Genomic DNA, 26,329 nt, shown 5'->3' on the forward strand with positions numbered 1-26,329 from the left:
TCCATGACCGCAAACACCAGATATGTCGGCTATATCGCGATGAGCCTGGACGGTTTCATCGCGGATGAAAACGGCAGCGTGGATTGGCTGAACCCTTTCAACGAAGCCTTGTCCACCGATGGGGGCGACGGCGGCTATGGTGTGTTCATTGAACAGATCGACGCGCTGATCATGGGACGCCCGACCTATGAGCAGGTGCTTGGCTGGGGCTGGCCCTATGGCGAGCGCCCCGGTTACGTGCTGACGCATCAGGCAGATTTTCAGGGCGAGCATGTGGCGGTGTCGGGCAGCATTCAGGTGTTGCGTGACGCGATTGCCCGGGCCGGGCACTCGAAAGTCTGGATCATGGGCGGAGGCAAAACCCAGCGCGCCGCAATGGATGCAGGCATGTTCGATACGCTTCGGGTTTTCATCATGCCCACACTTCTTGGCCGGGGGCTGCCCTGTTTTGCAGCGGGAAAACAGATTGGCCTGACATTGGCCTCCGTCTCGGAACAGCCGGGCGGGATTTTACAGATCGACTATGACATCAAGGACTGATCCAATGGCCAAAGCCTTCGCCTCGCAGGCAGACATGACGGAAAAGAAGATCTCGTTCACCGAGATCGGCGAAGGGCTCTATGCCTTTACCGCCGAAGGCGACCCGAACTCGGGCGTGATCATTGGCGATGACAGCGTGATGATTGTCGAGGCGCAGGCCACGCCGCGCCTGGCCAACAAGGTGATCGAGTGCGTTCGCTCGGTCACTGACAAACCGATCACCCACGTTGCGCTGACCCATTACCACGCTGTTCGTGTACTGGGCGCCAGCGCGTTTGGCACGCAGCAGGTCATCATGTCTGATATGGCGCGCGCGATGGTCGTGGAACGGGGGCAGGAAGACTGGGACAGCGAATTCCAACGCTTCCCCCGCCTGTTCGAAGGGCATGAAAGCATTCCCGGCCTGACCTGGCCCACGACCACCTTCAGCGATACAATGACCGTCTATCTGGGCAACCGCCGGATCGACCTGATGCATCTGGGCCGCGCCCATACCGCAGGCGATATCGTCATCCATGTGCCGGATCAAAACGTGATGTTTACGGGCGACATCGTCGAATATCACTCGGCCTGCTATTGCGGTGACGGTCATTTCGCGGACTGGGGTGATACACTGGATGCAATCAGATGGTTCGATGTCGATGCCATCGCCCCCGGACGGGGTGACGCCCTGATCGGCAAGGAAATGGTGAACGCGGCCATCAAAAGCACCCGCGATTTCGTCGACAGCACCTATCGGCCGGTGGCGAAGGTCGCGGCGCGCGGCGGTTCCCTGAAAGAAGCCTGGGACGCGGTACGCGCCGAATGCGACCCGAAATTTGCCGATTACGCGATCTACGAACACTGCCTGCCGTTCAATGTCGCCCGCGCCTATGACGAGGCCCGCGGCATCGACACGCCGCGCATCTGGACAGCCCAGCGCGACCTTGAGATGTGGGAGGCTCTGCAGGGCTGAGGACATAGCGTCGCATTTGATCCAGATCGTTTTGCCCCGGAACCATCGGTGAGAGCATCAGGCAAGACCCCGGTGCGGTCGCACCGGGGAACAGGACCTTGGCGCCCAGGCGCATCAGCATCGGGGGAGAGCCCATGAACAAGATCTTCGAAGTCCCGCTTTATGCCTACATCCGCAGCCCGGATCAGGACGCGACAAGGCCGGTACGCCACAAGGTCATCGTGATCGGCGCCGGGCCTGTGGGTCTGGCCACAGCCATCGACCTGGCCCAGCAAGGGATCAGCGTTGTCGTTCTGGACGACAATGACAAGGTCAGCTTTGGCAGCCGGGCGATCTGCTTTTCTCAGCGCACGCTGGACATTGCCGACCGTCTGGGCGCCGGACGCCGGATGGTGGACAAGGGCGTGCTGTGGAATGTCGGCAAGGTCTACTTCGACAACCGCCAGGTCTATGATTTCAACCTGCAACCGGACGAAGGATATGCGAACCCGGCCTTCATCAACCTGCAGCAATATTACTTTGAAAACGCCCTGGTTGACCGCGTGCGGGAATTGCAGGCCGACGGCGCGCCGATCGAAATCCGTGGGCGCAACAAGGTCGAAGCCATCGGCACCCATGACGATCATGTCAAACTCGAAGTCGAAACGCCGGAAGGCCCCTATAACGTCGAGGCCGACTGGCTGATCGCCTGCGACGGGGCCAATTCGCCGACCCGCCGGATGCTGGGGCTGGATTTCGAAGGGCGCGTGTTCGAGGACAACTTCCTGATCGCTGACGTGGTGATGCAGGCCGATTTCCCGACGGAACGGTGGTTCTGGTTCGATCCGCCGTTCAATCGCGGGCAATCCGCGCTGCTGCACAAGCAGCCGGACAATGTCTGGCGCATCGACCTGCAACTGGGTTGGGATATCGACAAGGAACGCGAAAAGCGGCCCGAAAACGTCATCCCGCGCCTGAAGGCGATGCTGGGTGACGATGTCGAGTTCGAGCTGGAATGGGTGTCGATCTACACCTTCCAGTGCCGCAGGATGGAACGGTTCCGCCATGGCCGCGTGCTGTTTGCAGGCGACAGCGCGCATCAGGTCAGCCCGTTTGGCGCGCGCGGAGCCAACTCGGGCATGCAGGACGCGGATAACCTGTGCTGGAAGCTGAAGCTGGTTATCGACGGAACCGCACCCGACCTTCTGCTGGACAGCTACAGCCGCGAACGGGTCCAGGCCGCCGATGAGAACATCCGCATGTCCACCAGCTCGACCGAGTTCATCACGCCGAAATCCGAACAGTCGCATCTGTTCCGGGACGCGGTTCTGGACCTGAGCGAACATTACGAATTCGCAAGACCACTGGTCAATTCCGGCCGGCTGAGCACACCCTGCACCTATGAGCGAAGTTCGCTGAGCTCAGCGGATGCACTGAACGGCCCCGATCTGACACGTCCGGGGTCGGCCTGCCCGGATGCGCCGCTCGGGGACGATTTTCTGTTGCCAAAACTGGCCGGCAAATTCACTTTGTTGACCATAGATGCCGATGCGCCGGACCGGATCGAGGAAGGTGGGGTCGAAGTCACCCGGCTGGCCCTGTCGGTCAAGGACGACCTGACGCTGGAACTCAAGCGCCGGTATCTGGGCGATGCCACCAGCGCGGTCTACCTGATCCGGCCGGACCAGCACGTGGCCGCGCGCCGCGACAATTACGAAGAAAACGCGTTCCGGCAGGCGATCCGCCGGGCGACCGGTAAGGAGTAAGCGACATGACCGATCTGATCCTCACCCCGAATATCGACGATGCCGATGCCTTTTACGCCGGTCTTCTGGCCACGCATGAGGGTCTGGACAAAGCCGAAAGCGACGCCCTGAACGCGCGGCTGGTGCTGGTGCTGGCTAACCATATCGGAAAATCCGATGTGCTGGCCCAGGCCCTGGATGCCGCCGCGTTCAAAGGTCACTGACCGCATGAGCGAGGTGGTGCTGTATGACTACTGGCGGTCTTCGGCCAGTTATCGGGTTCGGATTGCGCTGAACCTTGCCGGGGTCGCCTATCACGCCGTTTCAGTGGATCTGAGGGCCGGGGAACAGACCACGGACAGCCATCTGGAACGCAATCCACAAGGGCTGGTTCCGGTGCTGGAGATTGACGGGCTGCGGCTGACGCAATCGCTGGCCATCATCGACTATCTGGATCAGACGCGGGGGCTGGGTCTTTTGCCGGCGGACCCCGCGCACCGAGCGGCGGTGATTGCGCTTGCGCATTCGCTCGCTGTGGATGTGCATCCGGTGTGCAACCTGTCGGTTGCGCAATACGCAACGCGCCTCAGCGGACAGTCCGAAGGGATGCCCGGCGACTGGATGCAACACTTTGTCCGCCCCGGCCTGCTGGCATTTGAGACGCTGCTGAGCGGTTTCGAACAGGCCCCTTATTGTAGCGGCAACCGGCCCGGACTGGCGGACCTGTGCCTGGTCCCGCAATTGTACAATGCGCGCCGCTGGCAGGTCGACCTTTCGGGCTTGCCGCGCACTCTGGGTGTCGAGGCCGCCTGTGGGGAACATCCCGCATTCGTGGCCGCCCACCCGGACGCTCACGCCCCCACCTGAGACGATGCACAGGGTCTGTGTTCTGGCGCGGATAGGAATTGCCGAGCGGCAATCCTACCCTCGGTGAGACCTATGAAGGAGCCCGCGATGCCTGAAATCACCGGCTATCACGCCCATGTCTATTTTGATGCCGATACGCAGGACATCGCACAACAGGTTTGTGAAGAGGCAGCGCGTTTGCTGCCCGTTCGGATGGGTCGGATGCTGACCCGCAACGTCGGCCCGCACCCGCGCTGGAGCTGTCAGCTGGGTTTTGACGCCGCAGATTTTGACCGGGTGTTTCCCTGGCTGATCCTGAACCGCCGCGGGCTGACCATCCTGACCCACCCCGAAACCGGTGACCACCTGGCCGATCACCGGGACCGCAGTGTCTGGATGGGTGAAATGCTCGACCTGGACCTGTCGATCTTTGACAGGACGGGCGCCTAAGCCAGCGCCCGCGCCTGGTCCCGCAGCTTGAATTTCTGGATCTTGCCCGTCGAGGTTTTCGGCAACGGCCCGAACACCACCGTTTTGGGGGCCTTGAAATGGGCCATGTTGTCCCGGCAGAAAGTGATGATGTCTGCCTCGGTCGCCTGCGCCCCGGGCTTGAGTTCGACGAATGCGCAGGGGGTTTCGCCCCATTTGTCATCCGGGCGCGCAACCACTGCGGCCTCCATCACCGCCGGGTGTTTATAAAGAATATCCTCCACTTCGACCGACGAGATATTCTCGCCACCCGAGATGATGATGTCCTTGGACCGGTCCTTCAGCGCGATATACCCGTCCGGATGCATCACCCCCAGATCGCCTGACGCAAACCAGCCGCCCCGGAACGCCTTGTCCGTTGCCTCGGCATTTTTCAGATACCCTTTCATGACGACGTTGCCCTGCATGAATATCTCACCCAAGGTTTCGCCATCGGCGGGCACCGGGTTCAGCGTGTCCGGATCAGCCACCATCAGCCCGGACAGGGCGGTATAGCGGACCCCCTGCCGCACCTTGAGCGCGGCGCGTTCCTCGGGTTCTTTGCTGTTCCATTCGTCCTTCCAGGCGCAGACGACCGAGGGGCCATAGGTCTCGGTCAGGCCATAGACATGGGTTACCTCGACACCCATGTTCTCCATGTTTGCGATGACGGCAGCCGGTGGTGGTGCTCCGGCGGTCATCACCTTGATCTGATGATCGAAATCCTTGAGGTGATCGGGCGCGTTGGCCAGCATGTTCAGAACGATCGGGGCGCCGCAGAAATGGGTGACCTTCTCGTCCCGGAAAGCCGCGTAGATCGGTTCGTCCCGGACCGCGCGCAGACAGACCGAAACACCGGCATTGGCCGCCATCGCCCAGGGAAAACACCAGCCGTTACAGTGGAACATCGGCAGGGTCCAAAGATAGACCGAATGTTTCGGCATATCCCAGTCCAGCAGGTCCGACTGCGCATTCAGGGCCGCGCCCCGGTGGTGATAGACCACGCCTTTGGGATTGCCCGTCGTACCAGAGGTATAGTTCAGCGTGATCGCATCCCATTCGTCATCCGGCAATGACCAGGCGAACTCGGGATCACCCTCGGCCAGCAGCGCGTCATAGGTCTGGCTTCCCAGCTTTTCACCGCCGTCATAACTTGGGTCTTCGATATCAATGACCAGAATATCGTGATCGACCTGATCCAGCGCCTGTTTCACCACACCCGAAAACTCGGGATCGACCAGCAGCACCCTGGATTCGGCGTGATTCAGGATGAAGGCAATGATCGGCGCGTCCAGCCGGGTGTTGATCGCGTTCAGCACGGCGCCCGTCATCGGAACGGCGAAATGGGCCTCATACATCTCGGGGATGTTGGCCGCAATGATCGACACGGTGTCGCCCTTGCCGATTCCACGTGCGGCCAGCGCACCTGCCAGACAACGGCAGCGCGCATAGGTCTCACCCCATGAATAGCGGCGGTCCTGATAGACCACCGAAGGGTAATCCGGGTAGATCAGCGCCGTCCGTTCGATAAAGCTGAGCGGGGACAGGGGCGTGTAATTCGCCCGGCACTTGTCCAGATGACGCTCGTATATGTTGGCCTCTGTCATTGGCTGACCCTCCCACGTCAAAACCTGCGCGACTTGAACACAAACTTGGACGTCTGACAAACCCGTAGAAATACGCCGAAGGCATGGACTGGCGCTACGGGATGATGCAATCTGGCCCTATCTACCGATGGCCATTCGCGGTGATCTGAGCCATCGAAAACACAAGCCGGGGCGGCATCGTTCCCGCACCCAGAGCACCCAATTTTTCTGAAAGGACATGTCATGGACGGCACGTTCAACGAAAACGATCTTTCCCGCGTGGTCGAGGCTGACCGCGCCCATATCTGGCACCACCTGATCCAGCATAAGCCCTTTGAAACCAACGATCCGCGCATCATTGTCGAAGGCAAGGGCATGCGCGTCTGGGACCAGAACGGCAAAGAGCATCTGGATGCCGTCTCAGGCGGCGTCTGGACGGTGAATGTCGGCTATGGCCGCGAATCGATCTGCAAGGCGGTTTATGACCAGTTGATGAAACTGTGCTATTTCGCCAATTCGGCAGGTTCGATCCCGGGATCGATCTTTGCCGAAAAGCTGATCAGCAAAATGCCGGGCATGAGCCGCGTCTATTACACCAACTCGGGGTCCGAGGCGAACGAGAAGGCGTTCAAGATGGTGCGCCAGATCGCGCATAAGCGCTATGGCGGCAAAAAGACCAAAATCCTGTACCGCGACCGCGACTATCACGGCTCGACCCTCGCGGCGATGTCAGCGGGTGGTCAGGACGAGCGCAACGCGCAGTATGGCCCCTTTGCCCCTGACTTTGTTCGCGTGCCCCACTGCATGGAATACCGCAAGCATGAACTGAACGGCGCACCCGAGGAGAACTTTGGCGAATGGGCGGCGGATCAGATCGAAGAAGTGATCCTGCGCGAAGGCCCTGAAACCGTCGGCGCGCTGTGCCTTGAGCCGGTCACAGCCGGCGGCGGCGTCATCGAAGCCCCCGAGGGTTACTGGCAGCGCGTTCAGGAGATCTGCAAGAAGTACGACATCCTGCTGCATATCGACGAGGTCGTCTGCGGCGTCGGTCGGACCGGCACCTGGTTCGGTTACCAGCAATATGGCATCAAGCCCGATTTCGTGACCATGGCCAAGGGCGTTGCCTCGGGCTATGCGGCGATTGCCTGCCTTGTGACCACCGAAGACGTCTTTGACATGTTCAAGGATGACGCGGCGGACCCGATGAACTATTTCCGCGACATCTCGACCTTTGGCGGCTGCACCGCCGGTCCGGCTGCGGCGATCGAAAACATGCGGATCATCGAAGATGAGAACCTGCTGGGCAATTGCTCGGATATGGGCAACCGCATGATGGGCAACCTGCAGGCGCTGATGGAAAAGCACAAGGTCGTGGGCGACGTGCGCGGCAAGGGCCTGTTCCTGGGCGCCGAACTGGTGGCTGACCGGTCGACCCGCGAACCGGTGGACGAAAAGCTGGCGCAGGCTGTCGTGGCCGACTGTATGGCGCAAGGTGTGATCATCGGCGTCACCAACCGCTCGGTCCCCGGCAGGAACAACACGCTGTGCTTCTCGCCCGCGCTGATCGCCACGGCGGATGACATCGACCAGATCACTGACGCGGTCGATGGCGCGCTTGGGCGGGTATTTGGCTAACGCCTGACACGGCACGCCGCTTGCCGTAAAGGCGGGGCGGTACAAAAACAGAAGCCGGCGCATCCCAGCGCCGGTTTTTCTTTGGGGACAGACAGGTCCACCGCGCACTTTCAGTGTCCCGGGACGGAATGGCATGTCCCAGCCGCGATCCACCTGAACGAACTGCTGGCGTCTGGCCAAGCCTTTGCCTAAGGTCCGGAACATGTTGACCGGTCAGAGAATTTGCCAGGAACGAGGCTTTGCCTTCCCGTCGGTTTTTCTTCATCAATTTGTCCTGTCGCAGGCGCCCGTTCCGGACCTGACCGATTGGGAAACCCCTGATCCGGCGCAGGGTTGGTTTCTGAGCCACTGCCCCAAACTGGATCGTCAGAACATTCTGGATGCATCCGGGCAGTCTGTCGGATGGCTATTGGGGGTTGCGGTATCGGGCGCGGGCGAGGTTCAAAGCAAAAGTCCGCTAATGCTGGATGCGGCGGCTTCTGACACCGATTTCTGGACCAATGTTGAAGACAACATATGCCGGATGGCCGGTAAATTTGTGGCCATCATTCTGTGCCAGGCTGGCCAGCGGGCCTATTTCGACCCGGTTGTGGATATGCCGGCTGTGTACAATGCAAAGGACGGTCTTGTTGCCACCTCGCCGCTGTTGGCCTCACGTGGCGAACTAAAGGTGAACCCGCACATTGACTATAATCTGATCCTGTCGCGTGGCGGAAATTTCGGGATGCAGCAAACCTGTCACCCGGATGTTCTGCGCGCCATGGCCAATCACTATCTGGATTTGAGCTCGTTCAGGCTGATCCGACACTGGCCTACTGAAACAACAAATCTGGCCGAGATTGATGACATCGACTCTGCCGCGCAAACCATGACGTCGCGTTTGCAACAGACGATTTCCGCCATTATCGGCAGCTATTCCTGTGCCTTGCCCCTGTCGGGCGGCAATGACAGCCGAATTCTGGCCTATCTGGCGCGGGATCAGATTGACGACGTGAAATTCTGTTTCACCCACAGGATCAACTGGATAAGCAAGGTCGACTGCTTCGTCGGTGCGCAGATCGCAGCGGATCTGGGCCGGACGCTGACCCTGATCGACGGACGCCGGGCCATTCAGGAAGGGCATGTGTCACGGGTACAGATCCGGCAGTTGAAGCGGATGTTCAGGATGCGCACCGGCTTTCACAAAGAGGGGTCCGAGGACGTGCTTGTCGCCGCCGCCCTTGTGCCCGATTGCGAGCTGGTCCTACGCGGGAACGTTCTGGACATTGCCGGGGCAAATCAATGGCCGCGCAGGAATTTCGCGTTTTCCGTTGATCATGCGATTGCAAAACTGGTCCTTGGCGGTCGTCCGGCCGAGGAAAACACCTCGTATTGGGGCGACCGCTATAGTGCCTGGATGGCGACGTTGCCGGAATGCGCCCGGCATCGCACATACGATCTGGCGTTTACGGAGCTTTTGCTGCCCAACACTCTGGGCGCGAACCTGATCGGGCTGGGCAACCCGAACTACGTCAACCCGTTCAATGACCGGGACCTGATTGCGTTGTGCACGCGAATCTCGCCCGTCGCGCGCGCGCAGGGCAGGCTCTATTCCCTGTTGCACCACCACGCCGGCGCGTCTTCGATCCCGGCCACTTCGGATGTCAGGCAGAGCGACGACAGCAAACAGGCTATGAACAGGTTCTTCGACGATCTGGCTGAGGGGCCAGTTGTGGCTGAAATTGATGGTCGCAAGCACCCTGACCTTGTCCGATCGCCCTGACCGCCTGTTTTCAGTTCAAAGCACTGGGTTCTGTTGTCCTAATCTGTCGCGAAAACAAAAAAGGGCCGCTCCGGTTCGGAACGACCCTTTCATTCACTGTCTCTCGAAAGAGGATCAGGCGGTCAGAGCGGCCTGAGCTTTGGCGACGATCGCGCCGAACGCTTCCGGTTCGTGCACGGCCAGGTCGGCCAGAACTTTGCGGTCCACTTCGATACCGGCCAGGTTCAGGCCGTTGATGAAGCGGGAATAGGTCAGAGCCTCGTCATGCGAACGCACAGCAGCGTTGATACGCTGGATCCACAGCGCGCGGAAGTTGCGCTTGCGGTTCTTACGGTCGCGGGTTGCATACTGGTTGGCCTTGTCGACGGCCTGACGGGCAACCTTGAAGGTGCTCTTGCGGCGGCCATAGTAACCTTTGGCGGCCTTGATGACCTTCTTGTGACGGGCGTGAGTTACGGTTCCACCTTTAACGCGGGACATCTCTTAATCTCCTCTTAGCGGTCGTAGGGCATGTAGCCCTTGACGATCTTGGCGTCGGGGGCGGACAGGGTGGTGTTGCCACGGGCGTCGCGGATGAATTTCTTGGTCCGCTTGATCATGCCGTGCCGTTTGCCGGCCTGGCCAGCAAGGACCTTACCGGTCGCAGTCACCTTAAAGCGCTTTTTGGCACTCGACTTTGTCTTCATCTTAGGCATTTCCGTCTCCTTTCGGGGTTCGGTTTCAAACGCGACTCGGCATGCCATCTCGGCCGGTCACGCGATCAGAAGCGCCGTTTACGCAAGTTCGCTCATACTGGCAAGGGGGTTTGGACCAGAATCTGCGCTTTTTGCGATCCCGGGGGACACCGGGGCGACGTATGCCGCCCCGGTGTCAGGTTTTAGTGGCCGAACTTGCGGATTTCTCCGGTTCTCAGCCGTTCGGCGTATGACGCCAGTTCCTGACGCACCACTTTCATCAGGAAGTAGAGCGCAAAGACGTTCACAACCGCCATCGCAAAGATCGCCGCGTCCGAGAAGTCGATGACCGGGCCAAGATTGGCTGCGGCACCGATGACGACGAAGATGCAGAAGATGATCTTGAACACCAGTTCTTTGGTGTGACCTTCACCGAACAGATAGGTCCAGGCCTTAAGGCCATAATAGGACCAGCTGATCATAGTCGAGAAGGCAAACAGAACCACCGCGATGGCCAGCACATAGGGGAACCAGCCAAAGGCGCTGGCAAAGGCCGCCGAGGTCAGGCTGACGCCCGAGTTACCGTCTACCGTCGCAATCGCGCTGCCGTCTTCGGTCAGCATGTAAAGGCCGGTTTGCGGATCGACGATCAGTTGCTGGGTGATGATGATCACCAGCGCGGTCATGGTACAGATCACAACGGTATCGATGAACGGCTCAAGAAGGGATACAAAACCTTCGGTTATCGGCTCCTTGGTCCGCACGGCCGAGTGCGCAATCGCCGCGGAACCCACGCCCGCCTCGTTCGAAAACGCCGCGCGACGGAAGCCCTGGATCAATGCGCCGACCATGCCGCCTGCCACACCGAGACCGGTGAAGGCGCCTGCAAAGATCTGACCGAATGCCCAGCCGATCTGATCGGCATGCATGATGATGATGACCAGTGCGGCGGCCACATACATGACGCCCATGAACGGCACCACTTTTTCGGTCACGCGCGCGATGGATTTGAGGCCACCCACGATCACAAGGAAAACGATAGCCGCGAAAACCAGACCGGTGATCCACCCGGGGTAATCCCCTACGATGCCCGCGATCTGCTGATGCGCCTGGTTGGCCTGGAACATGTTGCCCCCGCCCAGCGCACCAAGGATACAGAAGATCGAGAACAGGATGGCCAAAATCTTGCCGCCGGGCAGACCCAGTTCGGCAAAACCCTTGGACATATAGTACATCGGACCACCCGAAACGGTGCCGTCATCGTATTCATTGCGGTATTTCACACCCAGCGTACATTCGGTGAATTTCGACGCCATGCCCAACAGGCCGGCCATGATCATCCAGAACGTCGCCCCGGGCCCGCCGATTCCGACAGCAACCGCCACACCGGCGATGTTTCCAAGACCGACCGTACCGGACAGAGCCGTGGCCAGAGCCTGAAAGTGGCTGACCTCACCCGCGTCGTTGGGATCGGAATAGTCGCCTTTCACAAGGCTGATCGCGTGGCTAAAGAACCGAAGCTGCACAAATGCGAAATACAGCGTGAAAACCGTCGCCGCGACTACCAGCCACCCCACGATCCACGGGAAGCCCGTTCCCGGAAACGGTGCGAAGATAAAGCTGACAAACGGCCCGGTAAAATCGGCAAAGGCCTGATTGATCTTGTCGTCCAGACCTACTGCCTCTTGCGCCGCTGCGGGGCTGGCAATCAGGGTGGTGATCGCGGCAAGACCCAAATGTTTCAAATTAGTCATCTCGTCCCTCCCTCAATTCACAACGGTGACCGGAACATCGGCATGCATGACCAGATTCTGGGTCGAGCTGCCGAACAGGCGTTTCTTGAACCCGTCCGCCGAGGCGCGGCCGACGATGATCTGCGAGCCGCCATTTTCAACTGTGATCGTGTTCAGCGTCTCGGCCACGTCGCCATGGCGCACAATGCCGTGCGCGGAAAAGCCCGCGCCGTTCAACGCGTCGACCGCCGGTGTGACGATGCGTGTCGTTGCCAGATCCACCTCTTCCTCGCGCCGTTTGTGACGCAGGGCGTTTTCCTCTGGTGTCTGAAAGGTAAATGGGGACCATTCGATGACATAGACCACAAGCAATTCGCATGTCCCGATCCGCTCGGCCAGGTCTTTGGCAAAGGCGATCGCGCGCTCTCCGGTTTCTGTCCCGTCCAGTCCTATGACAATTTTCGTTGTCATGACGTTCCTCCGTTATCGTTGATTGAACCGGGGCCCGTGCCCCCGGCGGAGCAGCCGGAACCTGGAACTTATGAATAGACTGCCCCTGAGAACGAGTATCCGGGAAAATCACCGAAAAATAGAGAGGATTTTGCCGGGCTCAACCAAGAACCCGGCAAACGTATGTAATTATTATACTTTTTTCGCCTAAAAAACAGGCATTTCCGCGCCATGAGCGAAAATGCCAGCTCGGATCAACCCGGATCGGTGTTGTAGATCAGGCGTTCATCACAAGGCGCGATGCGCAAAATATTGGTTGTTCCGGGCACGTTAAAGGGAACGCCGGCAGTGACCACGATCTGATCGGACTCGGACGCGAACCCACCTGCGCGGGCGGCGCGGGCTGCGTTGACGACCGCGCTCTTGAACCGCTCCAACTCGGGCGTCATCACGCAATGACAGCCCCAGCTCAGGCACAGGCGGCGCGCGGTGCCGGTGGTTGGTGTCATCGCGATGATTGGAACCTCGGGGCGTTCCCGGGCGGTCAGCAGGGCCGTTGTACCGCTTTGAGTAAAGCAGCAGATGGCCTTGATATCGGTCTTTTCCGCGATTTCGCGCGCGGCGGCCACGATACCGTCGGCAATCGTTGTACCCTGCGCCGTACGCGATGCCGCGATGATCTGCATATAGGTCGGGTCGGCCTCAACCTCGATCGCGACCTTGTTCATGGTCTGTACGGCCTCAACCGGATAGGACCCGGCCGCGGATTCCGCGCTGAGCATGATGGCGTCCGTGCCTTCGTAGATGGCCGTCGCCACATCCGAAACCTCAGCCCGCGTTGGCATCGGGCTTTCGATCATGCTTTCCAGCATCTGGGTTGCAACGATCACCGGCTTGGCTGCGCCGCGGCACTTGCGCACCAGGCGCTTTTGAATCGGCGGCACTGCGGAGACCGGCAGCTCCACCCCAAGATCGCCCCGCGCGACCATGATCCCGTCCGATGCATCGAGGATATCGTCAAACGCCTCGACAGCGGCGGGCTTTTCGATCTTGGACAGGATCGAGGCTCGGCCATCGGCCAGCGCCCGCGCTTCGAACACATCCTTGGCGCGCTGCACAAAACTCAGCGCCAGCCAGTCGACCCCCAGCTGGCAGACAAATTCCAGATCATCGCGATCCTTGGCCGACAGCGCGGCCAGTGGCAGCAGGACATCCGGAACATTCACACCCTTGCGGTTCGATATGGTTCCGCCGACTTCGACCGTACAATTTGCGTAGTCCTGGCCGCAATCCTGCACGATCAGACGAATCTTGCCGTCATTGACCAGCAGGCGCGCGCCGGTTTCCAGCGCAGCAAAAATTTCGGGGTGCGGCAGGCAGACGCGACCGGCATCACCGGGCGCAGGATCCAGGTCCAGCCGGAACGTGGCGCCCTCCTCCAGCTCTTCGGCATCATTGGCAAACACGCCGACGCGCAGCTTTGGCCCCTGGAGGTCCGCCAGAATCGCAATCGGGCTGTCCAGGTCCTTTTCCACCTGCCGGATGATGCGGTGGCGTTCGCGGATCTCGTCATGGCTGCCATGGCTCATGTTCAGGCGGAACACATCGGCCCCGGCCTCGTGCAGGGCGCGGATGGTGTCATAGTTGTTGGACGCCGGCCCCAGCGTCGCCACGATCTTTACACTTCTCAGGCGTCGCATTGGTCTTGCTCTCCTCACGTCGTCGATGTTACCGCAAACATTGCTTGAGCCGCTTATTGCGCAATTCCCTTTCCGAAGCAACTGCCCTACACCTGCGGCAAACTAGATGACAGGCTTATGACGTATTCTCCGTTTTTTATCCATGGCGCGGATCGCCCGGCGCGCTGGCTAATCACCTGCGACCACGCAACCAATACCGTGCCACCGGAAATCAACGGCGGTGACCTTGGCCTTCCGCGCGAGGACATGGAACGTCATATCGCCTATGACGTCGGCGCTTATGAGGTGTCGAAGCATCTGGGAGAGATCCTGAATGCGCCGGTGATTGCGGCAAATTTCTCGCGTCTGGTGATCGACCCGAACCGGGGCGAGGACGACCCGACCCTGCTGATGAAGCTTTACGACGGCTCGATCATCCCCGGAAATCGCCATGCGGATGCGGCCGAGCGCGAACGGCGCCTGGACATGTGCTATCGCCCTTACCATCAGGCGCTGGGACAACTGTCGGCGCTGCCGCACGCGATCATCGTGTCGATGCATTCCTTCACCCGGCAACTGCGGGGACGCGCACCGCGCCCGTGGCATGTGGGTGTGCTGCACACTCCGGACGAACGGTTCGCGCGCCCGCTGATCGACCGCCTGAACGCAGAGGATGACCTTTGTGTAGGCGTAAACGAGCCGTATACCGGCGTCCTGCCCGGTGACGCCATTGACCGGCACTGTACAGCCCATGGCCGCCCGAACGCCCTGATCGAGCTGCGAAACGACCTGATCGCCGATCACGCCGGACAGCGCGCCTGGGCGGAACGTCTTGCCGCCGTTCTGGAAGATGCACTGTCCAATAGTGACCTTTGAAACAGACACTTACGACAATTTGTCCTGTCCTGCATTCTTGCGAGAACCGGCCCTGACCCCCATATTCCAAGGGAAAGGAGGTCCTGATGACCCAGGAGTTTCTGACGGCCGTTTTCGGCTGGATGACCGTACTGAATTTCGCGGTTTTGCTGTTCACCACGCTGATGATCGTGCTGATGCAGGACCGGATTTCTGGCATTCACGCCAGGATGTTTCAGATGGAGCGCCCGGAAGTGAAGCGCGCGTATTTCCGGTATCTTGCGAACTATAAGATCCTGACGCTTATCTTTTGCCTGATGCCGTGGCTGGCACTGAAACTGGCTTAATGCGCGGTCGCATGTATTTGCCAGCCTGCCGTTTGTTGTAACACCGCGGCCAGGTTGTTAGGTCAGAGCCAGCATTTATGAAACCCACCCGGAGCCAGACTATGGACAAGCAGACCGAAATCGAACTTCAGGCCGCCGCGTTCCGCCGGTTGCAGAAACATCTTATGGAAGACCGCACCGACGTTCAGAATATCGATATGATGAATCTGGCCGGGTTCTGCCGCAACTGCCTGTCGCGCTGGTATCAGGAAGCCGCCAATGAAAAGGGCATCGAGATGGGCAAGGATGAAGCCCGCCAGATTTTCTACGGCATGACGATGGATGAATGGAAAGCCAATTATCAGACCGAGGCCAGCCCAGAGAAACAGGCGGCTTTCGAGGTCGCGTTCGAGGAAAACGTCGGCAAAAAGAGCTGACGCGCTGATAAAAGAAAGGCCCGCCGTTCCGGCGGGCCATTTTGTCAGATCGCGGCCTTGCGGCTTTCGTCCAGATAAATCTCGCGCAGACGCTTGGCGATCGGGCCGGGCGTCCCGTCGCCCAGTGCCACGCCATCAATCTCGACCACCGGCATCACAAACGCGCTGGCCGAGGTTGTGAAGGCCTCATCCGCCTCTTTCGCCTCATCAATGGTGAAGAGGCGTTCTTCGACTTCCATCTGCGCCTCGGCCGCCATACGCAGCACCGCCTTGCGGGTGATCCCGTGCAGGATGTCGTTGGACAGCGGACGGGTGACAATCTTGCCGTTTTTGACGAAATAGGCGTTGTTGCTTGTGCCTTCGGTCACATAGCCGTCTTCAACCAGCCACGCATCGTCGCAACCTGCTTTCTTGGCCATCATCTTGCCCATCGACGGATACAGCAACTGCACGGTCTTGATGTCGCGACGACCCCAGCGAATATCCTCGATCGAGATGACCTTGGCCCCTTTCCGGGCTGCCGGGCTGTCGGCCAGCCCCGGCTTGTTCTGGGTAAACAGCACGATGCTGGGCTTGGTATCCGCCGAAGGGAATACGAAATCCCGGTCGCCATCCGATCCACGGCTGACCTGCAGATAAATGAGACCCTCTTCGATGCCGTTCAGTTCGACCAGCTTGCGGTGAATTTCCAGCAGGTCCGCTTTGCTGCAGGGCGCGGCCATGTCCAGTTCGTCCAATGACCGTTTGAGACGCAGGGCATGGCCTTCGAAATCAATCAGCTTGCTGTCCAGAACGCTGGTGACTTCGTACACCGCGTCAGCGAACAGAAACCCTCGGTCAAAGATGGATATCTTGGCGTCGGTCTCGGGCAGGTAATTGCCATTCACGTAAACGGTGCGGGTCATGTCTTGTCTCCTCAGCCCCAGAGCGCCGCCGCAGGCGGGTGCACTCCGGCGTCATCAAAATTCAGCGGGTTGTCGCGGTCTTCGGCCAACAGAAGCGGCCCGTCAAGGTCCGTTACCATCGCACCCTGCGCCAGCAGTGTCGCAGGTGCCATAGCCAGTGAACTGCCAACCATGCAGCCGACCATGATCTTGTAGCCTTCGGCCAGCGCCTGTTCGCGCAGCGCCAGTGCCTCGGTGAGACCTCCGGTCTTGTCGAGCTTTATGTTGACCACATCATATTTGCCTTTCAGCGCTGGCAGGCTGGATCGGTCATGGCAGGATTCATCAGCGCAAACCGGCACCGGTCGCTCCATCCCGATCAGCGCGTCGTCGCTACCCGCCGGCAATGGTTGTTCCACCAACGCCACACCCAGCCGCACCAGATGCGGCGCGAGGTCGGCATAAACTTCGGCTGACCAGCCTTCATTGGCGTCAACGATGATCGTTGAATTGGGCGCGCCCGCGCGAACGGCCTCCAGCCGGGGCATGTCATCCGGCGTGCCCAGCTTGATCTTCAGCAAGGGGCGGTGCGCGTTGGCCGCTGCCTGGGCCTTCATTTTCTCAGGCGTGTCCAGGGACAAAGTATATGCGGTAATCTCAGGCCTCGGCACGGGCAGCCCGGCCAGTTCCCAGACGCGTTTGCCCGCACGCTTGGCCTCAAGATCCCACAGCGCGCAATCCACGGCATTGCGGGCCGCGCCGGCAGGCAGCAGGTCCATCAATTGAGTGCGATCAAACGCATCCGGCAAACCGGCTATCTCGGCCGTGACCGAGTCCAGCGTCTCGTCATATCGGGCATAGGGCACGCATTCGCCCAACCCCTGATGGCCTGCATCGGAGACACGAACCGTCAGCACCTTTGCCTCGGTCCGCGACCCGCGCGAGATCGTGAAAACCTGCGCCAATCGGAAGACATCACGAGAGACCTCAATCTGCACGCGCCCGCTCCTTTATCTATTCGAAAATTTCCCGCCGAAAGTATCCTCCGGCGGGGTCTTTTGATCACATTGCGGCCAGCGCGTCGACCAGCTTGCCCGACCCGAAGCGGAACGGGTCGGTTGCAGGCAGACCCATGTCCGCCTCCAGCTTGGCCAGATAGGCGGTCGCGTCGGACTCGCTCATGTGCTGGGTGTTGACCGAGATGCCCACGACCTGACATTCCGGGTTTGCGACCTTGGTCAGCGCAAGTGCGGTATCGCGCAGGGTTTCCAGCGACGGCAAGGTATAGGTCGGCAGGCCGCGCATATGTTCGCGGGTCGGCTCATGGCACAGGATCAGCGCATCCGGTTGGCCGCCATGGATCAGAGCCATGGTCACGCCCGAAAACGACACGTGGAACAAAGACCCCTGCCCTTCGATCAGATCCCAATGGTCGTCATCATTGTCCGGCGTCAGCCATTCGACAGACCCCGCCATAAAATCCGCGATCACGGCATCCAGTGGAACGCCGTCACCGGTGATCAGGATCCCGGTCTGGCCGGTGGCGCGAAAGGTCGATTTCATGCCCCGCTCGCGCATCTCGGCATCCATCGCCATCGCCGTGTACATCTTACCGACTGAACAATCGGTCCCCACGGCCAGACAACGTTTGCCCTTGCGCTTGATCCCGTTGGCGATCGGGTATTCGACCTCGGGCACGCGCACATCGTGCAGTTTGCGGCCGGTGGCTTCGGCGACGGCGACCAGATCCGGCTCGTCCCGCAGCAGATTATGCAGGCCGGACGCCAGATCGAACCCTTCCTCCAGCGCCGTCACCAGAACCTTTTTCCAGTCCTGGCTGATCACGCCGCCACGGTTGGCAACGCCGATCACCAAGGTCTTGGCGCCGGCCTCTTTGGCTTCGGTCAGGGACATATCGGTCAGCCCCAGATCCGCCTTGCAACCGTCCATCCTGTATTGGCCGACGGCATTTTCCGGGCGCCAGTCGCGGATTCCGATTGCGACCTTGGCCGCCAATTGGTCGGGCGCGTCGCCCAAAAACAGCAGATACGGTGTCTCGATCATTGCCGTGCACTCCTTTGATTCCGACGCAGGCTATGGGACGGGCCAGACGAGTGTTTCGCGTTTTCGACCGCCAACGCCCCGCCGTGCGGGAAAATTTTGCGTCAGTTTTTAAATCCGCGCACGAATCTTTCAGGTTTTCAAAGCGATTAAACTTTAATCACCTCATATTTCCCGCAATCCGGCAAATGCTGCGGATGCATTGCCGCGACTGCACAAAGACGCTTGCGCATGCTTGCGCAATTTAATACCCCATGAGGCAAGAAAATCGCAATTTCCTTTCTCGCACGAGGTCCAGATGAGCTTTCGCATTCAACCCGCCGCACCCGCGCGCCCCAATCGCTGCCAGTTGTTCGGGCCGGGATCGAACACCAAGCTGTTCCCGAAAATGGCCGCGTCGGCCGCGGATGTTATCAACCTCGACCTCGAAGATTCGGTGGCTCCGTCGGACAAGGATGCTGCCCGGGCCAACGTCATCGACGCGCTGAACACAATCGACTGGGGCGGCAAATACATGTCGGTCCGTATCAACGGTCTGGACACGCCTTATTGGTACCGCGATGTGGTTGACCTGCTGGAACAGGCGGGCGACCGGCTGGACCAGATCATGATCCCCAAGGTGGGCTGCGCGGCAGACGTCTATGCCGTCGACGCGCTGGTCACTGCCATCGAACGCGCCAGGGGTCGGACAAAACCGGTCAGTTTCGAGGTTATTATCGAGTCCGCCGCTGGTATCGCGCATGTCGAGGAAATCGCCGCCGCATCCCCCCGCATGCAGGCGATGAGCCTGGGTGCTGCGGATTTTGCCGCCTCGATGGGCATGCAGACCACAGGGATCGGCGGCACGCAGGAAAACTATTACATGCTGCGTGAGGGTGAAAAACACTGGTCAGACCCGTGGCACTGGGCTCAGGCCGCCATCGTTGCCGCCTGCCGGACCCACGGCGTTCTGCCGGTCGACGGACCGTTCGGCGATTTCTCGGATGATGAGGGGTACATCGCACAGGCCAAACGCTCGGCCACGCTGGGCATGGTGGGCAAATGGGCCATTCACCCCAAGCAGATCGCGCTGGCCAACCAGGTCTTCACCCCGTCGGACGAGGCCGTCTCGGAGGCGCGCGAGATTCTGTCAGCGATGGAACAGGCCAAAGCCAATGGCGAAGGTGCGACCGTCTATAAGGGGCGTCTGGTCGATATCGCTTCGATCAAACAGGCCGAGGTGATCGTGGCGCAGGCCGAACTGATTGCGGCAGGCAGCTAAGTCACAAGAAAGGGGCGCTCAATCGAGCGCCCTATATTATTGTTTCAACGACCAAAAACCTCATTGGGCGTCCATGTGAAGCGTTCACCCTTTTTTCCTGACTTCATCATCAGGCATGAAGTTCCCAGTTTTTGAAAATATTCAATCTTCAGTGAATACCAGCCCGCTTTGGGTACTTCTACTTCCGTGCGTTGATTGGCTTCACAGCCTTGGCTGACGGATGGGGAGAGACCAATTTGTTGGCCACCAACCCAAGCCTCGATTCCGTCATTCGACCACGTTTCCAACTCGTAAACCCCCGGCGAGTCGAACCGCATATAACCCGTCACCTCGGCAGCAACATTGTAAGCCTGGTCGAACGTCATGACATCCTCACCCTTATTGGTGTCTCTGTAATCCAATCCCCGCAACGGTTTTCCGGGCTTCGCTTGAGACAACAGGCTTTTTGCCTGGCTCAGATCTCGGATCTTCTTGTGCTGATTGCCTGTACCAAAGTATTTCACATTCAACCCGGCCTTCGGGCTGGGTTGCGGGTTGGCAGGTTGCAGCTTCAACGGTGCGGATAAAGCCGCCCCAGCGATCAACGCCAAGGCTGCGGCAAACGCTCCGGTCCGGACGAAAGTCATGGTCATCTCCCTGAGTTTGGCCCCGTTGAGGTTTATCCCCTTTTGTATGGCCATTTCGATGACATTACGACCTGAGGATTTGCCCTGCAAGACGGTTCAAGATCACTTTACCGGCGTTCAAGCACGCATGTCCTTGGGCGATCCCATCACCACGTATGAGGTGATGGACGTCACATGCGGCAGGGTGCCCAGCACCTCGGTATGGAAGGTTTTGTAGGACGGAAGATCGGCACACTCGACTCGCAGCAGGTATTCGATGGTGCCTGTGATGTTGTGGCATTCCACCACTTCCGGCGCGCGCTGCAACGCACGTTCGAACCCTTCCTGTGCGGCCTTAGTGTGCTCGCCCAGCCCGACGCCGATATAGGCGACAAAGCCGACGCCCATCGCCACGGGGTTCAACACCGCACGATAGCCCGTGATCACACCAGCCCGTTCCAGATCCTGCACCCGGCGCAGGCAGGCCGAGGGCGACAACCCGACGCGATCGGCCAGTTCCAGATTGCTGATGCGGCCATCGCGCGACAATTCACGCAATATCTTTCGGTTTATCTGATCAATCTTCGCCATTAATTGCAAAATTAACGCACATGCGCATCATAACGCAATTTCATTTGGCAGATTTGCCGCAAATATCCGCGCCATGACCTATGACATCCTGCTGGCGCTGATCACCTTTGCTTTCGTCTCGTCCATAACGCCGGGGCCAAACAATCTGATGTTGATGGCATCCGGGGCCAATTTCGGGTTCCGTCGAACGGTTCCGCACATGCTGGGGATCGGGTTGGGTTTTACCTTCATGGTGCTGTTGGTTGGGGCCGGTCTGGTTCAGCTGTTCGACCGTTACCCTGTCAGCTACACGGTGCTGAAGCTCGGCTCGGTGGCCTATCTGCTGTATCTGGCCTGGAAAATCGCACACGCCGCCCCTGCTGGCACAGGCGCCACATCGGGTTCGCCGATGACATTTCTGCAAGCGGCCGCGTTTCAATGGGTCAACCCCAAGGCGTGGGCCATGGCGCTGACGGCCACGACCGCCTATGCGCCGGATCATACACTGACCGCCATCGTGATCGTGGCGCTGATCTTTGGCGCCGTGAACCTGCCTTCGGTCAGCACTTGGACGGTTCTGGGACAGCAGATGGCGCGTATCCTGACGAATCCGCGCCGTTTGGTTGTGTTCAACTGGACCATGGCCGCCCTGCTGGTGGCATCACTCTACCCGGTCCTGTGGCCGACCTGAGCTACTTCAGCGGCAGGCAGATTTCGGTCAACAGCTCCTCCGGGGCCGTATCGCGCGGATTGTTCAGGTAGATCTCATAGCAAGGCCGATCCGCCGGTTCCTCGCCCGATTCCGGCAGCCAGTTGCCGAACAGGGTGTGATAGGCGGCGGCCAGGCCCGAATACGGGCCTTTGAAGGTCAGAACCGCGGTCTTGCCGCCGGGGATCTCCATGCCTTCCATGCCTTCGGGCGTCGCATCGCCGCGGAATTCAGCCCCGGCAAAGCTGCGCAGCTGATCCTCGGGCACGTCATCGGGACTGTCGAGGTACAGCCCGATGGCCGGTCCAAGCTGGGGCCAAAGCTGACGGGATTCGCACAGGGCGCCGAAGGCTTCAAAGCTCTTGCCGATCTCGGCATAGGCGCCTTTGTGCGGCAGGGCGATGACCCGGCGCGCGGGTTCGGTTCGGGTGGTCACGGGATGCATGGGATATCCTCCGGTTCTGAAATGTGGATGGGCGGGCAGAAACTGCCCGGCCCGGCGAAAGGCAGCGGGGCTGCTGCCATAGGCCTCGGAAAAGGCGCGCGCAAAAGAATTCAGGTTGGGATAACCGATATCGGTCGCGACCTGCGCCATCGGCCAGTCCGACTGTACCAGCCAGCAGGCGGCGCGGTGCAGCCTGATCCGGCGAACGGCCTGCGCGCAGGTTTCACCGGTGATGGCCCGAAACACACGATGCCAGTGAAACCGCGACATGGCGGCGACATCTGCCAGCGCGTCCAGCGACAAGTCGCCGGCGGGCTGGTCGTGGATATAGGCCAAAACGCGCAGAACGCGATCCTCGTAGCTGGTTGCCATCGGCATCCTTCCTTCTCTTTGCATTTCCCAAGTCGCATATTCCGTATCCACAAATCTTGCTGAGTTGCATCCGGGGCGACGTCAGGTCATATAGCAGGGAACTTCCGCGTTGAGAGGCGTCATGACCCAGTATCTGGATTTCGAAAAACCCCTGGCCGAAATTGAAGGCAAGGCCGAGGAATTGCGCGCCCTGGCCCGCGCCAACGAAGAGATGGACGTGGCTGAAGAGGCCGCCGCTCTGGACGCCAAGGCCGCCAAGCTGCTGGACGAGTTGTATGGTGATCTGACCCCGTGGCGGAAATGTCAGGTGGCCCGCCACCCCGAACGCCCCCATTGCAAGGATTATGTCGAGGCGCTGTTCACCGAATTCACGCCGCTGGCGGGCGACCGGAACTTTGCCGACGATCTGGCCGTGATTGGCGGTTTGGCGCGGTTCAATGACCAGCCCGTGATGGTGATCGGCCACGAAAAGGGATCGGACACCAAATCGCGGATCGAGCGGAATTTCGGCATGGCCCGCCCCGAGGGCTATCGCAAGGCCGTGCGTCTTATGGAAATGGCGGGCCGGTTCGGTTTGCCGGTGATTACCCTGATCGACACGGCGGGTGCCTATCCCGGCAAAGGGGCCGAAGAGCGCGGGCAATCCGAGGCTATCGCGCGTTCGACCGAGATGTGCCTGAAAATTGGCGTGCCGCTGGTATCGGTGATCATCGGCGAAGGCGGCTCGGGCGGGGCCGTGGCTTTTGCGACGGCGAACCGTGTCGCGATGCTGGAACATTCGGTTTATTCGGTAATCTCGCCGGAAGGATGCGCTTCGATTCTGTGGAAGGATTCGGAAAAGATGCGCGAAGCCGCCGAGGCGCTGCGGCTGACGGCACAGGACCTTCATAAACTGGGCGTTTGCGACCACATCATTTCGGAGCCCAAGGGTGGAGCCCATCGGGATCGTCCTGCCACCGTGGAAGCCGTGCGTGCCGCGATTGCTGCCATGCTGAATGAGCTGGACGGCAAGGACGCGGCGGCTCTGATCAAGGACCGCCGCCAGAAATTCCTGGATATCGGATCGAAAGGGCTGGCCGCGTAACCCGTCAGCCGCCCAGCCTACGCAGCAACGCAAGTGACGGCTCACCGGTCGCCGACAGACCATTGGCGCGTTGATAGGCACTGATGGCGGATTTGGTGTTGTTGCCGATCACCCCGTCAGCGCCCTGCGTGTCATAACCCGCAGATGTCAGGCGGCGCTGCAAGTCCTTCCTGTCCTCCAGCGTCAGACCGGTTGCATCCGGCCCAAACGACGCCTGAAACGGCGCGCCGCCCGCAATCCGGTCGGACAGATGCCCGACGCCGATCGCATAGCTGTCGGAGTTGTTGTAGCGCTTGATGACCTGAAAATTGCGGAACACCGCGATGCGCGGCCCCGGCTTCTGCGGCTGCAACACGGCGACCGGAGTGCCCGACACCGTACCGACCTCACCACCCCATGGCTGCCCGCGAACCCATCCGGCGCGGGCCAGATAGGCCGCAGTTGAGGCCAGCGAATCCGTTGGATCGTCAGACCAGATGTCCCGCCGTCCGTCGCCGGTGAAGTCCACCGCATAGGCCAGATAAGAGGTTGGGATGAACTGCGTGTGGCCCATCGCACCCGCCCAGCTTCCGGTCATGTTGGCCGGCGACGTGTCGCCCTCCTGAATAATTTTCAGGGCGGCAACCAGCTGCTTTTCGAAAAACGCGCCGCGTCGCCCGTCATAGGCCAGCGTCGACACTGCCGAAACCACCGGCACATCCCCGCGCCGGGCGCCATAGCGGCTTTCCAGCCCCCAGACGGCGACGACGATTTCCTTATCGACCCCATATTGCGCCTCGATCTGCGACAGAGTGCCGGCGTGCCGCACCATCATCTGCTGGCCGGTGCTGATCCGCTCGTCCGAGGCCGCGATGGCGAGGTAATCCTCAAGCGACCGTTTGAATTCGACCTGATTGCGGTCCCGTTCGATCACCCCCGGCAGATACCCCGCACCCTGAAACGCCCGGTCGAGCGTGGACTGCGAAATTCCCTGCGACGCGGCGCGCCCTTTGAAGCCCGCAACCCAGGCGTTCCATCCCGCATTGGGAACCGCCCGCATCCGCGACGCGGGCGCGCTGGTGGGGGACCCGGTGGAACAGGCGGTCAGCAAGGCCGACCCAAGCCCAATTGAAAACATCCGTCGATTGATCATGGCTGAAATCTGCTCTTGTTGTGATTTGGGTCAGGATATCGCAGACCCGGCGCGCAAGCCAGAACGACCATGCCGGACCTGCGTCTCCCGGCGGCCTCGGCGACATGCCGCCTAGCTGACCAGCATCCGCAGACCCTGGGTCACATCTGAACGAACCGCCAGACGCAAACCGGGCTCGTCCCCCGCCTTCAGCGCGGCGATTATCAGCTTGTGGTAATGCGGCGGTTCGGTCCGCCGCAGCCGCCCGTAAAGCGCCCGCATGGTCGGCCCCAGTTGCAGCCAGACCGTTTCCGCAATCGCCAGCATCGCCGGGGCCTGCGCCCGCAGGTACAGCGTGCGGTGAAATTCCAGATTGGTGCGGATATACCCGACCGCATCGCGTTTCGTCACCATCTCGGCAACCGTCATGTTGATGCTCTGAAGCCGGTCGATCAGCGCGATATGCGCCCGCGGCAACGCGCGGCTGGCCAGTTCCACCTCAAGCAGCGCGCGCAGCGCCGCCAGTTCTTCGATCCGGTCATTGGTCAGCTCCGGCGTCGAGACCCGGCCCGAAGTTGACAGAAACAACGCCCCTTCGGCTGCCAGACGGCGCACTGCTTCGCGCGCGGGCGTCATAGACACGTCGAACTCCTTGCCGATTCCGCGCAGCGTCAACGCCTGACCCGGCGCGATTTCACCATGCATGATCCGCGATCGCAGGGCGCGATAGACCCGATCATGCGTTGCGGTCTGAGAGTTTGAGGAACGTGCGGTCAACATGGCCCCATGTGATCACATCCTGCCCCGGGGTCAACTCGGGTTGGTGTCGAATTTGTACTGGTGCAACTGCGCCCCGTTGTCGCGCAGCCAGCGCCTCTGATTCCGGTAGTCGCCGAAAATCCGTTCGACCTGAGCCCAGAACGCAGGCGAATGGTTCATTTCGACCAGATGCGCCACCTCATGCGCGGCCACATAATGCAGGATCTCGCTGGGCGCGAGGATCAGCCGCCAGGAAAACATCAGCCCACCCGCCGAACTGCATGACCCCCAGCGCGAGCGTGTATCGCGGATGGTCATGCTGGTATAGGAGCACCCCAGCATCGCCGCGTAATCGTCGCAGGCCCCGGTCAGACGATCGCGCGCCAGCTCTTTCAGGAAACGGGCCAGACGTCGCGCCTCGGCGCCCCGGGGCACCGCAATTTCGCCCCCCCGCAACTGAACCCGGCGACCGCTTGCCGGGACGATTCGCCGCTCAATCCCCTCAACGGGGATGGTCTGCCCGAACTGAATGGTCGCGGGGTCGGGACGGTCCAATAAATGCTGGCGTATCCACTCTTCCTTCGTGCGCGCGAAATTCAGCGCTTCGGCCTCGGGGACGCCCTGCGGATAGGTCAGTGTAACCCGCCCGTCCAGCTGAGAAATTCGCAGGCTGATGCGCCGCGCGCGTGCCGATCTGCGCAGCTTCAGTGGCACCGGAGGCTTGCCGGGCAGTGCGTGATCTCCCATATGCCTGTTTCTCCTGCTCAAAGGCTTTGACAGTGCCCGCCGCATGTGGCA

Annotated in this window: 29 protein-coding genes; 14 read left to right on the forward strand and 15 right to left on the reverse strand. The window is 60.4% G+C overall.

Features of this window, described 5'->3' with window-relative positions; genetic code table 11:
* The first annotated feature begins 3 nt into the window (after nucleotides 1-3).
* The 6 genes from ACXAC3_RS18110 (at nucleotide 4) to ACXAC3_RS18135 (ending at nucleotide 4,515) form a co-directional block, all read left to right on the forward strand.
* Nucleotides 4-540: a dihydrofolate reductase family protein gene (locus tag ACXAC3_RS18110; RefSeq protein WP_475163151.1), complete on the forward strand. Its 537-nt coding sequence runs from the start codon at nucleotides 4-6 to the stop codon at nucleotides 538-540.
* Nucleotides 541-544: 4 nt separating this feature from the next.
* Complete coding sequence (locus tag ACXAC3_RS18115; protein WP_475163153.1) at nucleotides 545-1,495, forward strand: MBL fold metallo-hydrolase; 951 nt, start codon at nucleotides 545-547, stop codon at nucleotides 1,493-1,495.
* A 134-nt stretch (nucleotides 1,496-1,629) separates the two neighbouring features.
* The gene (locus ACXAC3_RS18120) at nucleotides 1,630-3,240 is read left to right on the forward strand and encodes an FAD-dependent oxidoreductase (RefSeq protein WP_475163157.1); all 1,611 of its coding nucleotides are present in this window, start codon (nucleotides 1,630-1,632) and stop codon (nucleotides 3,238-3,240) included.
* 5 nt (nucleotides 3,241-3,245) lie between these two features.
* Entirely contained in the window at nucleotides 3,246-3,443 is a 198-nt protein-coding gene (locus ACXAC3_RS18125) for a DUF2783 domain-containing protein (protein WP_475163161.1), read from the forward strand.
* A gap of 4 nt (nucleotides 3,444-3,447) precedes the next feature.
* The gene (gene maiA, locus ACXAC3_RS18130) at nucleotides 3,448-4,086 is read left to right on the forward strand and encodes a maleylacetoacetate isomerase (protein WP_475163163.1); all 639 of its coding nucleotides are present in this window, start codon (nucleotides 3,448-3,450) and stop codon (nucleotides 4,084-4,086) included.
* 87 nt (nucleotides 4,087-4,173) lie between these two features.
* Nucleotides 4,174-4,515 (forward strand): DOPA 4,5-dioxygenase family protein, encoded by a 342-nt coding sequence (locus tag ACXAC3_RS18135; RefSeq protein WP_475163166.1) that lies wholly within the window; start codon nucleotides 4,174-4,176, stop codon nucleotides 4,513-4,515.
* On the opposite strand, the gene ACXAC3_RS18140 is transcribed toward ACXAC3_RS18135, so the two are convergent.
* Nucleotides 4,512-6,140 (reverse strand): acyl-CoA synthetase, encoded by a 1,629-nt coding sequence (locus ACXAC3_RS18140; protein WP_475163169.1) that lies wholly within the window; start codon nucleotides 6,138-6,140, stop codon nucleotides 4,512-4,514. The two genes, ACXAC3_RS18135 and ACXAC3_RS18140, sit on opposite strands and share 4 nt — an antisense overlap.
* A gap of 222 nt (nucleotides 6,141-6,362) precedes the next feature.
* On the opposite strand from ACXAC3_RS18140, the gene ACXAC3_RS18145 reads away from it, so the two are divergent.
* Together ACXAC3_RS18145 and ACXAC3_RS18150 are read left to right on the forward strand one after the other, a co-directional pair.
* Nucleotides 6,363-7,754, forward strand: a complete 1,392-nt coding sequence (locus ACXAC3_RS18145) for an aminotransferase family protein (protein WP_475163170.1) — start codon at nucleotides 6,363-6,365, stop codon at nucleotides 7,752-7,754.
* Nucleotides 7,755-7,956: 202 nt separating this feature from the next.
* Nucleotides 7,957-9,516, forward strand: a complete 1,560-nt coding sequence (locus ACXAC3_RS18150; RefSeq protein ID WP_475163172.1) for a hypothetical protein — start codon at nucleotides 7,957-7,959, stop codon at nucleotides 9,514-9,516.
* Nucleotides 9,517-9,630: 114 nt separating this feature from the next.
* Here the strand turns inward: ACXAC3_RS18150 and rplT are convergent, their stop codons facing one another.
* The 5 genes from rplT to pyk all read right to left on the reverse strand — a co-directional run bounded on the left by rplT (nucleotide 9,631) and on the right by pyk (nucleotide 14,073).
* Nucleotides 9,631-9,996 (reverse strand): 50S ribosomal protein L20, encoded by a 366-nt coding sequence (rplT, locus tag ACXAC3_RS18155; RefSeq protein ID WP_152457001.1) that lies wholly within the window; start codon nucleotides 9,994-9,996, stop codon nucleotides 9,631-9,633.
* Nucleotides 9,997-10,010: 14 nt separating this feature from the next.
* Complete coding sequence (rpmI, locus tag ACXAC3_RS18160) at nucleotides 10,011-10,211, reverse strand: 50S ribosomal protein L35 (protein WP_010443552.1); 201 nt, start codon at nucleotides 10,209-10,211, stop codon at nucleotides 10,011-10,013.
* Nucleotides 10,212-10,393: 182 nt separating this feature from the next.
* A complete protein-coding gene (locus ACXAC3_RS18165; protein ID WP_475163178.1) occupies nucleotides 10,394-11,944 on the reverse strand; it encodes an alanine/glycine:cation symporter family protein in 1,551 nt (516 codons plus the stop codon).
* A 12-nt stretch (nucleotides 11,945-11,956) separates the two neighbouring features.
* Complete coding sequence (locus ACXAC3_RS18170) at nucleotides 11,957-12,394, reverse strand: universal stress protein (RefSeq protein ID WP_475163180.1); 438 nt, start codon at nucleotides 12,392-12,394, stop codon at nucleotides 11,957-11,959.
* A 233-nt stretch (nucleotides 12,395-12,627) separates the two neighbouring features.
* Nucleotides 12,628-14,073 (reverse strand): pyruvate kinase, encoded by a 1,446-nt coding sequence (pyk, locus tag ACXAC3_RS18175; protein WP_475163182.1) that lies wholly within the window; start codon nucleotides 14,071-14,073, stop codon nucleotides 12,628-12,630.
* A gap of 117 nt (nucleotides 14,074-14,190) precedes the next feature.
* On the opposite strand from pyk, the gene ACXAC3_RS18180 reads away from it, so the two are divergent.
* From ACXAC3_RS18180 to ACXAC3_RS18190, 3 genes are all read left to right on the forward strand, one after another.
* On the forward strand, nucleotides 14,191-14,928 hold the full coding sequence (locus tag ACXAC3_RS18180) for an N-formylglutamate amidohydrolase (RefSeq protein WP_475163185.1): 738 nt from the start codon (nucleotides 14,191-14,193) through the stop codon (nucleotides 14,926-14,928).
* Between the two features lie 86 nt (nucleotides 14,929-15,014).
* Complete coding sequence (locus tag ACXAC3_RS18185; RefSeq protein WP_475163188.1) at nucleotides 15,015-15,254, forward strand: DUF6868 family protein; 240 nt, start codon at nucleotides 15,015-15,017, stop codon at nucleotides 15,252-15,254.
* Between the two features lie 101 nt (nucleotides 15,255-15,355).
* Nucleotides 15,356-15,670 (forward strand): DUF1244 domain-containing protein, encoded by a 315-nt coding sequence (locus ACXAC3_RS18190; RefSeq protein WP_475163192.1) that lies wholly within the window; start codon nucleotides 15,356-15,358, stop codon nucleotides 15,668-15,670.
* 44 nt (nucleotides 15,671-15,714) lie between these two features.
* On the opposite strand, the gene ACXAC3_RS18195 is transcribed toward ACXAC3_RS18190, so the two are convergent.
* The 3 genes from ACXAC3_RS18195 to dgcN form a co-directional block, all read right to left on the reverse strand.
* Nucleotides 15,715-16,575 (reverse strand): D-amino-acid transaminase, encoded by an 861-nt coding sequence (locus tag ACXAC3_RS18195; protein ID WP_475163195.1) that lies wholly within the window; start codon nucleotides 16,573-16,575, stop codon nucleotides 15,715-15,717.
* A gap of 11 nt (nucleotides 16,576-16,586) precedes the next feature.
* Entirely contained in the window at nucleotides 16,587-17,552 is a 966-nt protein-coding gene (gene dgcA / locus ACXAC3_RS18200; protein WP_475163197.1) for an N-acetyl-D-Glu racemase DgcA, read from the reverse strand.
* Between the two features lie 64 nt (nucleotides 17,553-17,616).
* Entirely contained in the window at nucleotides 17,617-18,618 is a 1,002-nt protein-coding gene (gene dgcN, locus ACXAC3_RS18205) for an N-acetyltransferase DgcN (protein WP_475163200.1), read from the reverse strand.
* Between the two features lie 295 nt (nucleotides 18,619-18,913).
* Here dgcN and ACXAC3_RS18210 point away from each other — a divergent pair, with 295 nt between their 5' ends.
* A complete protein-coding gene (locus ACXAC3_RS18210) occupies nucleotides 18,914-19,876 on the forward strand; it encodes an L-malyl-CoA/beta-methylmalyl-CoA lyase (RefSeq protein WP_475163201.1) in 963 nt (320 codons plus the stop codon).
* A gap of 44 nt (nucleotides 19,877-19,920) precedes the next feature.
* On the opposite strand, the gene ACXAC3_RS18215 is transcribed toward ACXAC3_RS18210, so the two are convergent.
* Nucleotides 19,921-20,502, reverse strand: coding sequence for a PA14 domain-containing protein (locus ACXAC3_RS18215; protein ID WP_475163205.1), 582 nt, complete (start codon nucleotides 20,500-20,502; stop codon nucleotides 19,921-19,923).
* Nucleotides 20,503-20,619: 117 nt separating this feature from the next.
* A complete protein-coding gene (locus ACXAC3_RS18220; protein WP_475163206.1) occupies nucleotides 20,620-21,072 on the reverse strand; it encodes an Lrp/AsnC family transcriptional regulator in 453 nt (150 codons plus the stop codon).
* Between the two features lie 73 nt (nucleotides 21,073-21,145).
* Between ACXAC3_RS18220 and ACXAC3_RS18225 the strand changes: the two genes are divergently transcribed.
* Nucleotides 21,146-21,742 carry a LysE family translocator gene (locus ACXAC3_RS18225; RefSeq protein WP_475163208.1) on the forward strand — a complete coding sequence of 199 codons (597 nt, stop codon included), beginning with the start codon at nucleotides 21,146-21,148 and terminating at the stop codon, nucleotides 21,740-21,742.
* Between the two features lies 1 nt (nucleotide 21,743).
* On the opposite strand, the gene ACXAC3_RS18230 is transcribed toward ACXAC3_RS18225, so the two are convergent.
* The gene (locus tag ACXAC3_RS18230; protein WP_475163209.1) at nucleotides 21,744-22,577 is read right to left on the reverse strand and encodes an AraC family transcriptional regulator; all 834 of its coding nucleotides are present in this window, start codon (nucleotides 22,575-22,577) and stop codon (nucleotides 21,744-21,746) included.
* Nucleotides 22,578-22,698: 121 nt separating this feature from the next.
* Between ACXAC3_RS18230 and ACXAC3_RS18235 the strand changes: the two genes are divergently transcribed.
* Nucleotides 22,699-23,661, forward strand: a complete 963-nt coding sequence (locus ACXAC3_RS18235; RefSeq protein ID WP_475163213.1) for an acetyl-CoA carboxylase carboxyltransferase subunit alpha — start codon at nucleotides 22,699-22,701, stop codon at nucleotides 23,659-23,661.
* A 4-nt stretch (nucleotides 23,662-23,665) separates the two neighbouring features.
* On the opposite strand, the gene ACXAC3_RS18240 is transcribed toward ACXAC3_RS18235, so the two are convergent.
* From ACXAC3_RS18240 to ACXAC3_RS18250, 3 genes are all read right to left on the reverse strand, one after another.
* A complete protein-coding gene (locus ACXAC3_RS18240; RefSeq protein WP_475163215.1) occupies nucleotides 23,666-24,793 on the reverse strand; it encodes a lytic murein transglycosylase in 1,128 nt (375 codons plus the stop codon).
* 111 nt (nucleotides 24,794-24,904) lie between these two features.
* On the reverse strand, nucleotides 24,905-25,552 hold the full coding sequence (locus ACXAC3_RS18245) for a GntR family transcriptional regulator (RefSeq protein ID WP_475163216.1): 648 nt from the start codon (nucleotides 25,550-25,552) through the stop codon (nucleotides 24,905-24,907).
* A gap of 30 nt (nucleotides 25,553-25,582) precedes the next feature.
* Nucleotides 25,583-26,278, reverse strand: a complete 696-nt coding sequence (locus tag ACXAC3_RS18250) for a M48 family metallopeptidase (RefSeq protein WP_475163219.1) — start codon at nucleotides 26,276-26,278, stop codon at nucleotides 25,583-25,585.
* Nucleotides 26,279-26,329 lie beyond the last annotated feature (51 nt).

This window comes from Ruegeria sp. ABV4_181, assembly GCF_056158465.1.

Bases quoted from the DNA above. Each gene is read 5' to 3' on its own strand.
- ACXAC3_RS18110 (WP_475163151.1), top strand. From the start codon at position 4: ATGACCGCAAACACCAGATATGTCGGCTATATCGCGATGAGCCTGGAC.
- ACXAC3_RS18115 (WP_475163153.1), top strand. From the start codon at position 545: ATGGCCAAAGCCTTCGCCTCGCAGGCAGACATGACGGAAAAGAAGATC.
- ACXAC3_RS18120 (WP_475163157.1), top strand. From the start codon at position 1,630: ATGAACAAGATCTTCGAAGTCCCGCTTTATGCCTACATCCGCAGCCCG.
- ACXAC3_RS18125 (WP_475163161.1), top strand. From the start codon at position 3,246: ATGACCGATCTGATCCTCACCCCGAATATCGACGATGCCGATGCCTTT.
- maiA (WP_475163163.1), top strand. From the start codon at position 3,448: ATGAGCGAGGTGGTGCTGTATGACTACTGGCGGTCTTCGGCCAGTTAT.
- ACXAC3_RS18135 (WP_475163166.1), top strand. From the start codon at position 4,174: ATGCCTGAAATCACCGGCTATCACGCCCATGTCTATTTTGATGCCGAT.
- ACXAC3_RS18140 (WP_475163169.1), bottom strand. From the start codon at position 6,140: ATGACAGAGGCCAACATATACGAGCGTCATCTGGACAAGTGCCGGGCG.
- ACXAC3_RS18145 (WP_475163170.1), top strand. From the start codon at position 6,363: ATGGACGGCACGTTCAACGAAAACGATCTTTCCCGCGTGGTCGAGGCT.
- ACXAC3_RS18150 (WP_475163172.1), top strand. From the start codon at position 7,957: ATGTTGACCGGTCAGAGAATTTGCCAGGAACGAGGCTTTGCCTTCCCG.
- rplT (WP_152457001.1), bottom strand. From the start codon at position 9,996: ATGTCCCGCGTTAAAGGTGGAACCGTAACTCACGCCCGTCACAAGAAG.
- rpmI (WP_010443552.1), bottom strand. From the start codon at position 10,211: ATGCCTAAGATGAAGACAAAGTCGAGTGCCAAAAAGCGCTTTAAGGTG.
- ACXAC3_RS18165 (WP_475163178.1), bottom strand. From the start codon at position 11,944: ATGACTAATTTGAAACATTTGGGTCTTGCCGCGATCACCACCCTGATT.
- ACXAC3_RS18170 (WP_475163180.1), bottom strand. From the start codon at position 12,394: ATGACAACGAAAATTGTCATAGGACTGGACGGGACAGAAACCGGAGAG.
- pyk (WP_475163182.1), bottom strand. From the start codon at position 14,073: ATGCGACGCCTGAGAAGTGTAAAGATCGTGGCGACGCTGGGGCCGGCG.
- ACXAC3_RS18180 (WP_475163185.1), top strand. From the start codon at position 14,191: ATGACGTATTCTCCGTTTTTTATCCATGGCGCGGATCGCCCGGCGCGC.
- ACXAC3_RS18185 (WP_475163188.1), top strand. From the start codon at position 15,015: ATGACCCAGGAGTTTCTGACGGCCGTTTTCGGCTGGATGACCGTACTG.
- ACXAC3_RS18190 (WP_475163192.1), top strand. From the start codon at position 15,356: ATGGACAAGCAGACCGAAATCGAACTTCAGGCCGCCGCGTTCCGCCGG.
- ACXAC3_RS18195 (WP_475163195.1), bottom strand. From the start codon at position 16,575: ATGACCCGCACCGTTTACGTGAATGGCAATTACCTGCCCGAGACCGAC.
- dgcN (WP_475163200.1), bottom strand. From the start codon at position 18,618: ATGATCGAGACACCGTATCTGCTGTTTTTGGGCGACGCGCCCGACCAA.
- ACXAC3_RS18210 (WP_475163201.1), top strand. From the start codon at position 18,914: ATGAGCTTTCGCATTCAACCCGCCGCACCCGCGCGCCCCAATCGCTGC.
- ACXAC3_RS18215 (WP_475163205.1), bottom strand. From the start codon at position 20,502: ATGACTTTCGTCCGGACCGGAGCGTTTGCCGCAGCCTTGGCGTTGATC.
- ACXAC3_RS18220 (WP_475163206.1), bottom strand. From the start codon at position 21,072: ATGGCGAAGATTGATCAGATAAACCGAAAGATATTGCGTGAATTGTCG.
- ACXAC3_RS18225 (WP_475163208.1), top strand. From the start codon at position 21,146: ATGACCTATGACATCCTGCTGGCGCTGATCACCTTTGCTTTCGTCTCG.
- ACXAC3_RS18230 (WP_475163209.1), bottom strand. From the start codon at position 22,577: ATGGCAACCAGCTACGAGGATCGCGTTCTGCGCGTTTTGGCCTATATC.
- ACXAC3_RS18235 (WP_475163213.1), top strand. From the start codon at position 22,699: ATGACCCAGTATCTGGATTTCGAAAAACCCCTGGCCGAAATTGAAGGC.
- ACXAC3_RS18240 (WP_475163215.1), bottom strand. From the start codon at position 24,793: ATGATCAATCGACGGATGTTTTCAATTGGGCTTGGGTCGGCCTTGCTG.
- ACXAC3_RS18245 (WP_475163216.1), bottom strand. From the start codon at position 25,552: ATGTTGACCGCACGTTCCTCAAACTCTCAGACCGCAACGCATGATCGG.
- ACXAC3_RS18250 (WP_475163219.1), bottom strand. From the start codon at position 26,278: ATGGGAGATCACGCACTGCCCGGCAAGCCTCCGGTGCCACTGAAGCTG.